The following is a 7,879-nucleotide window of genomic DNA, read 5'->3' as shown; positions in this document are numbered from 1 at the left end:
CAATTCCAGTTCGAGCGCCCAGTTCAACTGCATCTTAAACGCTTCTTTTTGTTGCTCAATAAAGGTTTTATCCCAATACAAGTCGATACCAATCTCTCCAACCCCGTAAAATTTCCGTTTCGAAAAATCACTTTTCATCCCTTTTAACACCTCTTCAAAATCTTCGTTTACCGAACAAGGATGTAAACCCATCATGGGAAAACAATTCTCAGGGAATTCATCGCATAAATGCATCATAGGAGCAATGCTGTCCTGATCGATATTGGGCAACATAAACCGATTTACCCCGGCATCCAATGCACGACGAATCATGGCGGAGCGATCCTCATTGAATTCTTCGGCATATAGGTGAGCGTGGGTATCGGTAAACATGGGACAAAAATACCCGAAATCAGTATCACTTGGTGATAAAATTTTAAGGAGGTAATTTTTTCTTTCATCACCTGGTGGTGACATTGCCCGAAATTTCTATTTTTGTCCAAAACCTAGAAAAATGAAAAAACTTTTTGCATTGGGATTCGCAGCAATGATGATGCTGACCCTTACTCTTACCTCTTGTAATAAATACGAAGATGGTCCCGGTTTCTCATTACGCAGCGCTAAAGCCCGCATTAGCCGTACCTGGAAGCCTGTTGAATATGTTTCTTCAAACGGAACTACTGTAGCAGCAGGTTCCAGCGACGGAACTTATACGTTTGACAAGGACGGAACTTTTACTTACACTTCAGGAAGTCTTTCCGCTTCCGGAACCTGGGAATTCAATGGTGATAAAACCACTATTACTACCACCATTTCAGGAATTTCGAATACTGAAACCATTACCCGCTTAAGCACTAAAGAATTGTGGACAAAAGACAGCAATGGTACAGTGACTAAATCTGAAGCTCAATAATCGTATTTCGATACAGAACAGAAAAGCCCGGAATAGCATCCGGGTTTTTTTTATTTAATTCGTAACATGGTTCGCAAGATTTTAATCATCCGCTTTAGTTCTATAGGCGACATTGTACTTACCACCCCGGTGATGCGATGCTTAAAACACCTGAACCCTAAACCGGAGATTCATTTTCTTACCAAAAAATCGTTTGCCCAGGTGGTAAGTGCAAATCCGAATATCGACCGCTGTATTTTTATTGAGCGCGAAGTGGAAGAAGTGATACCGCAGTTGAAAAATGAAAACTATGATCTGATTATTGATCTGCATCATAACATCCGGAGTCTTCGGGTAAAAAATGCACTTAAAAAACCCTCCAGAAGTTTTAATAAAATCAACATCCGAAAATGGATGATGGTCAATCTAAAAATTAACCGTCTACCCGACCTACACATTGTAGACCGCTATTTAAAAACGGTGGAACATTTAGGTGTTGTAAACGATCAAAAGGGACTTGATTTTTTTATTCCGGCATCGAAAGAGATTTCCATGCAACAACTGCCTCTTGCTTTGCAAAAAGGATATATCGCATTGGTTATTGGTGCTCAACATGCCACCAAGCGTTTACCTTATTTAAAATTAGAAGAACTTTGCTCTAAAATTAATCTGCCCATTGCAATTATCGGTGGTCCGGAAGATGTTTTAACCGGTGAACAACTCGAACAAATTGATCCCGGAAAAATCGTCAACCTCTGTGGCAAGTTCGATTTATTTGGTTCGGCCTCTATTGTTAAACAAGCGCGTGCCGTAATCACTCACGATACAGGAATGATGCATATTGCCGCGGCCTTTCAGCAAAAAATAATATCCATCTGGGGAAATACCATTCCGGAATTTGGCATGTATCCGTATATGCCGGGTAATAAAGAAAATTTCAGAATTATCGAGAACAAATCTTTAGGTTGCAGACCCTGCTCTAAAATTGGTTTTCAGCAATGCCCGAAAACGCATTTTAAATGCATGAATGAATTAAAAACAGATGTAATTATTGAGCAATTAAACGAATTGCTTCATTAATCTTTCACAAATAAAGCGCGCAATTCTGTCGCTTCATCCGGACTCATTTTACCTGCCAGAATTAATGAAAGTTGTCTGCGACGCAATGCTCCGTTGAATCGTTTTATTTCTTCGTCGGTTTCCGGAATCAATTCGGGGACTTCAATTGGAGCTCCGTTTTGATCCACCGCTACAAAGGTATAAATGGCCTCATTGCATTTTGTACGCACTCCTGTTACATTATCTTCCACAAATACGTCCACCACTACTTCCATAGAGCTGGTAAATGCCCGGGAAACCTTGGCTTCGAGTGTTACGATATCGGCGTGTTTAATGGGACTATTGAACGAAACATTGGAGATGGATGCCGTTACCACTACCCGTTTACAATGACGATGAGCCGAAATGGCGGCTATTTCATCCATCCAGGCGAGTAATTGTCCACCAAACAAATTTCCCAAGGTATTCGTATCGTTGGGCAATACGATTTTTGTGGTTACGGCCAGGGTATCTTTTGGCGTTTTACTGCGTTTGGCGGAAGGATTTTTTGTTTTCATGATACTGCAAAGATACCCAAGCCTGATGCAGTAACAACATAAGGACGCTTTATTTTTTTACATTTGTCGCAACCGATGGAGTACTACACTGCAATAAAAGCCCTGCACATTATTTTTATGGTTACCTGGTTTGCGGGACTGTTTTACATTGTGCGTTTATTCATTTATCAAACCGAAGCCCTTGAAGCCTCTGAAGAAGAAAAAAAGGTGCTTATACCCTATCTGAAAAAAATTCAGCGTCCTCTTTGGTTCGGTATTACCTGGCCGGGAATGATCCTCACCGCCATTTTTGGAAGTACCATGTTCTTTCTGAATCCGGAATTGCTGCACTACGGTTTTATCCATGTTAAACTTGCTTTGGTTAGCGGACTTTTTGCTTATCATTTTTATTGTCACGCTATTTTTAAATCGCTTCAAAAGGACGAGTACAAACATAATGGCATGTTTCTGCGTTTTTGGAATGAAGTAGCAACGATCTTTTTGTTTTTAATCGTTCTGGTGATTGTGTTGAAGAATAGCATCAACTGGTTGTACACCTCAATCGGAATGTCGGTTTTACTCCTGCTCATTGTGTGGGGAGTGCTGGCCTATAAAAAGCGTCGTTTAAAAAAATAAATGCGGATTTATCTCACCTATTGTTCCGCCAACAAACGAAGCGATTCTCAAATGCTTCCTGCCAGGGAGAGATATATTAGTCAACGTATTTTACACGTAGAAAAATCCGCCCAGCACGAAGGTTTTCCATTGTACATTTTCTCCGGCGAATTCGGCATGATAGCTGCCTCTGATAACGTTCCGTGGTACGACCATCTTTTGCAGGAAAATGAAGTGGAGCACATGGTAGAGAAAATGGAAAAGCAAATCCCAAAAGAAACTACTTCCATCGTGTTTTTTAGCTCATCCCCCGAAATCGATACACAATTGCTTCCTTATCACCGGGTGATTGAAAAAGTTTGTATGAAGCGATCCATTTCATTGGAAATTCGGATCATGGATTTTCCGGATTAATTATTTGCCGTATTTGGTTTTATACTTCGAATAAAGTTCTTTTTGAATGTTATTCAAATCCACCTTTTCTCCTTTGATCCATGCATGCGTCACGTTATTGGATCGCATATCCAGTGCATCGCCATCGGAAATAAAGAGTGTAGCTTCTTTTCCGGGTTCTAGTGAACCACACCATTTATCAATCCCCAAAATTTTTGCAGCATTTAGTGTGATACTCATTAAGGCAATTTCTTTTTCCACACCATAAGGAACGATGGTCCCCGCCAAAAACGGAAGATTTCGGGTTTGAGCAGCCTCCTGATCTCCGGCATTTCCCAGGCAATACAACACCCCTGCTTTTTGCAATAAAGCCGGAATTTTGAATGGTAAATCGATATCATCTTCTGAACGGAAAGGCAATTCGTGAATGCGACGAAGAATAACGGCTACTTTATTTTCACGAAGCAGATCGGTCAGCATCCAGGAATCGTAACCTCCTACAATGACCATTTTTTTGATTTTCATATCGCGCATAAACTGCACGGCGTCGGCAATTTCGCGTGCAAAGTTGGCATGAACAAACAAGGTTTTTGATCCATCAAACAATCCACGCATAGCTTCGAATCGCAGATCTTTATTGGTAGAAACAGCATCTTCTGAATTGGCTTTTGCTTCTTCGAAAAATTTTTTGATGTCGTTAATCGACATTTGGTATTTATCGTTTTTGCTTCCTTCTGCAGGTTCGGCCCACCAACCTCTTTGCTGAAAATTCCTGGGCCAGTTAACGTGAATACCATCATCCGCCTTATAGGCTGCGTCCTCCCAATTCCATCCATTTAACTTCATAATGGAAGATGATCCGGAAACCACTCCACCTCGTGGTGTAACCTGCGCCATTAATACACCATTGGACCGAACGGTAGGAATAATTTTTGAATCGGTATTGTAAGCGATTAAGGTTCTTGCATTGGGATTGTATTCACCTGCCTCTGCATTATCAACAGTAGCGCGCACACTTTCTACTTCGACCAATCCCAACGAAACATCCGTTGCGATGAATCCGGGATACACATGTTTACCGGGAATTTGAATTACGGTATCGAACTCACTTAGATTGGGACGTGTAACGAGTGAATTAGCCACCAGTACAATTTTTCCGTCGCGCACTCCAATAAGTGAATGATTGATTACTTCACCATTTCCCAGATGAGCTGTTCCCTCCATGAGAAGGAAAGATCGTTTTTGGGTCCAGCCACTTAATGAGGTGGACAATAAAAATACGATGATCAGTTTTAGTTTCATAGCGCTGTTATTCTGAGTCATGATTATAATCTTCCATTGTTTCGCAGTGGTACAATCCACGCTCTCTTCTTCCTGCACGTTGCGTAGGAGCTCCACCCAATTTTGCCTGCAACATTTTATTGATTAAACGCAAACGCTCAACCTGAATGCGTTCACGCATTAAATCTTCTTTTTCGCGATCGTAATAACATACGCCATCGATAAAGGTTTTTTCTGCCTTGGCATAAACCGAAAGCGGTGAATCGCTCCATAAAACGATATCAGCCTCTTTCCCTACTTTAACGCTTCCGATTTTGTGATCGAGATGCAGCATTTTAGCAGGATTCAGCGTGACCAATTTCCAGGCCTCTTCTTCCGACATTGCGCCATACTTTACCGCTTTGGCTGCTTCCTGATTTAGTCGACGTGCCATTTCAGCATCATCTGAATTAATTCCCGTAAGCACACCCATCGAAGCAAGTAATGCAGCATTGTAAGGAATTGCTTCCATCACTTCATATTTGTAAGCCCACCAATCGGAAAACGTTGAAGCAGCAACACCGTGGAGTTTCATTTTATCGGCCACTTTATAACCTTCCAGAATATGAGTAAAGGTGTTGATGTGAAAGCCCATGGAATCGGCCACTTTCATCAACATATTGATTTCGCTCTGAACGTAACTGTGACATGTAACGAATCGTTTTGAATTGAGGATATCGACCAACACATCCAATTGAATATCGCGACGGAATAATTCACCATTGTGATTTTTTCCTTTTGCACTGTGCTCGTGTTTTTTCATTTCCTGCTCATAATGGCGAGCGCGGAAAAAGGCATCATAATACGTTTGTTCAACTCCCATTCGCGTTTGCGGATATCGCGTTGAAAATTGTTCACCCCAATTCGACTGCTTCACATTTTCTCCGAGCGCAAACTTGATAAATCCATCCGCACCTTCCACTTTCATTTCTTCCGGTGTTTTACCCCAGCGAAGTTTGATTATAGCAGATCTTCCCCCAATAGGATTTGCACTTCCGTGAAGCAATTGTGCGGTTGTAACGCCACCTGCTAACTGACGATAAATATTTACATCTTCAGAATTAACTACATCAGCAATGGATACTTCTGCAGTAACCGCATGTGATCCTTCATTAACGCCACCACTGATAGCGATGTGTGAATGCTCGTCAATAATTCCACAAGTTAAATGTTTACCGGTACCATCAATAACCCATGTATTTTTGTCGACCACATCCAATATCTTGCCCACTTTAAAAATCTTTCCGTCGCGAATCAGGACATCGGTATTTTTCAGAATACCATCGCTTTCGTTGGTCCAGACTGTTGTATTTTTTATCAATACCGGAATACCCTTGGGAATGGTGTCGTTGCCATAAGCCATAAATGGATACCATACTTTACCTAATTGAAGCGAATCTTTTTGTTGATTCTCTTTTCGTTCCTCTTTTAGTTTTGACTTCCGAACGGCATTCCATTTCACCATTGATCCATCGGGTAATTGCGCATTACCATCCCAGGTTCCGGAATCGAAATTGATTACCCCGGATAATAAAATAGCGCCTTTATAATTTTTGTCCTTTAGCGTAAATGCCAGTGAAATATTTTTGTTTTGAACGGCAATTTTAGCTTTCACCACTGTGGTATCTACTTTTACTGAAGCCTGTGGTGAACGTACATCCCCTTTTACGTTAACAGTGTAAATATTATTTTGAATATTCAAATCATAATCGCCGCGGACATCAACCACATCATCAGGAACTAAAACAAATTTTTCGCCTGCGATCCAGTTCTGGTACATCACCGAATTTTCTGAAAATACGGATTCGGAGCAGATGATAAAGTTGGCTATTTTACCCGGCTCGAGTGTACCCATTAATTTTTCTGCACCGATTAACTCAGCCGGTGTTGTTGTAAGCGCACGTAAGGCATCATCTTCATTCCATCCGTATTTAATGGCTTTACGAAGATTAGTAAGAAATGCCTTTTTATCTTTTAAATCGGAAAGCGTAAGCGCCATTTTAATTCCTGCACTTTGAATTGCAGCAGGATTCCAGGGTGCAAGCTCCCAATGTTTCATGTCTTCCAACGAAACATTCATCGCCTCATAAACATCTTCTACATCGTAGGCATCGGGAAAATTTAGCGGAATGATTAAAGCAGCGGAAGTGGATTTAATATCCGCCAGTCGTTGATATTCTTTTCCGGAACCTTTCATGATATACTGAATTCCGAAAGCATCGCCGAGTTTATCCGCACGAAGGATATTTAATTTATCTCCTGCATCGAAAATAGCGGGAAGGTCTTTCTGTTGAAGAAAAGCTTTGAGTGATAAATTTTCTTCTTTTTTACTTTTTAGAGAGGCGTACCATTTTGCATCGTGATAAAACTGCGTGAGCAAGGCAATTCCTCCCATGAGCGATTGCGGGTAAATTTGCTGACTACTTCCTTTTCGAAATGAAAAATTTTGAGCGGCATCCGGAATCAGCAACATTTCATTATCCCGCTTTTCTCCCAGCAAAACGAAAGTTGAAGTACCACGTGCAATCCCATCTTTTCCATGCGTCAACACCGCTCCAAATCCCAACGAACGATATTCACCCGCGCTCTTGGCATCCACCGAAAATATTTCTGCGGCACGTGTTTCTGGGTGGATGGATTCATTCCAGTAATAAGCCCCCTTTTTCGAACTTTCATATTGTGGAGCTCCTCCTCTAAATGGTTGATTGTTGCCTTTGTTTTCGGGCATTCCGTAGGATGCATATAAATCGACAAAAGAGGGATAAACATGTTTGCCTTTGAGGTCAACCACCACTGCTCCTTTAGGGACAGCAATACCCGTACCTGCTGCAATAATTTTTCCTTCCTTGATGATTAAGGTTCCGTTTTCAACCGATTTTCCGGGAGCAATATGCAATACGGCATTGGTAAAACAGTAGAAGGATGCTGCATTTTGATGTGGACCATTAACCGGCACCAGTTCCTGTGCACGGATGGAAACTGTAAAGCACAACAAAGCGAATAAAAAGAAATTCCTCATAGTCGATTCTTAGTAAAACAAAAATAACACTAAACCGATACAAACAAAGCGCTTCGGGATAAGCGG

Annotated in this window: 8 protein-coding genes; 4 read left to right on the top strand and 4 right to left on the bottom strand. The window is 41.3% G+C overall.

What is annotated here, in order from left to right; all coding sequences use genetic code 11:
* A partial coding sequence (locus tag K1X56_10750; GenBank protein MBX7095194.1) for a TatD family hydrolase occupies positions 1 to 372 on the bottom strand: 372 nt, incomplete at its 3' end.
* 121 nt (positions 373 to 493) lie between these two features.
* Here K1X56_10750 and K1X56_10745 point away from each other — a divergent pair.
* Both K1X56_10745 and K1X56_10740 read left to right on the top strand, forming a co-directional pair.
* Positions 494 to 892 (top strand): DUF4923 family protein, encoded by a 399-nt coding sequence (locus K1X56_10745; protein ID MBX7095193.1) that lies wholly within the window; start codon positions 494 to 496, stop codon positions 890 to 892.
* Between the two features lie 66 nt (positions 893 to 958).
* A complete protein-coding gene (locus K1X56_10740; GenBank protein MBX7095192.1) occupies positions 959 to 1,951 on the top strand; it encodes a glycosyltransferase family 9 protein in 993 nt (330 codons plus the stop codon).
* Here the strand turns inward: K1X56_10740 and K1X56_10735 are convergent.
* Entirely contained in the window at positions 1,948 to 2,487 is a 540-nt protein-coding gene (locus K1X56_10735) for an acyl-CoA thioesterase (GenBank protein MBX7095191.1), read from the bottom strand. The two genes, K1X56_10740 and K1X56_10735, sit on opposite strands and share 4 nt — an antisense overlap.
* 75 nt (positions 2,488 to 2,562) lie before the next feature.
* Between K1X56_10735 and K1X56_10730 the strand changes: the two genes are divergently transcribed.
* Both K1X56_10730 and K1X56_10725 read left to right on the top strand, forming a co-directional pair.
* A complete protein-coding gene (locus K1X56_10730) occupies positions 2,563 to 3,102 on the top strand; it encodes a CopD family protein (protein ID MBX7095190.1) in 540 nt (179 codons plus the stop codon).
* Positions 3,103 to 3,495, top strand: a complete 393-nt coding sequence (locus K1X56_10725) for a hypothetical protein (GenBank protein MBX7095189.1) — start codon at positions 3,103 to 3,105, stop codon at positions 3,493 to 3,495.
* Here the strand turns inward: K1X56_10725 and K1X56_10720 are convergent, their stop codons facing one another.
* A complete protein-coding gene (locus K1X56_10720; GenBank protein ID MBX7095188.1) occupies positions 3,496 to 4,776 on the bottom strand; it encodes an amidohydrolase family protein in 1,281 nt (426 codons plus the stop codon).
* Positions 4,777 to 4,783: 7 nt separating this feature from the next.
* Positions 4,784 to 7,813 carry an amidohydrolase family protein gene (locus K1X56_10715; protein ID MBX7095187.1) on the bottom strand — a complete coding sequence of 1,010 codons (3,030 nt, stop codon included), beginning with the start codon at positions 7,811 to 7,813 and terminating at the stop codon, positions 4,784 to 4,786.
* Between the last annotated feature and the right edge of the window lie 66 nt (positions 7,814 to 7,879).

Source organism: Flavobacteriales bacterium (assembly GCA_019694795.1).
Classification (GTDB): domain Bacteria; phylum Bacteroidota; class Bacteroidia; order Flavobacteriales_D; family UBA2798; genus UBA2798.
This window is presented reverse-complemented; position numbering and strand designations above follow the sequence as displayed.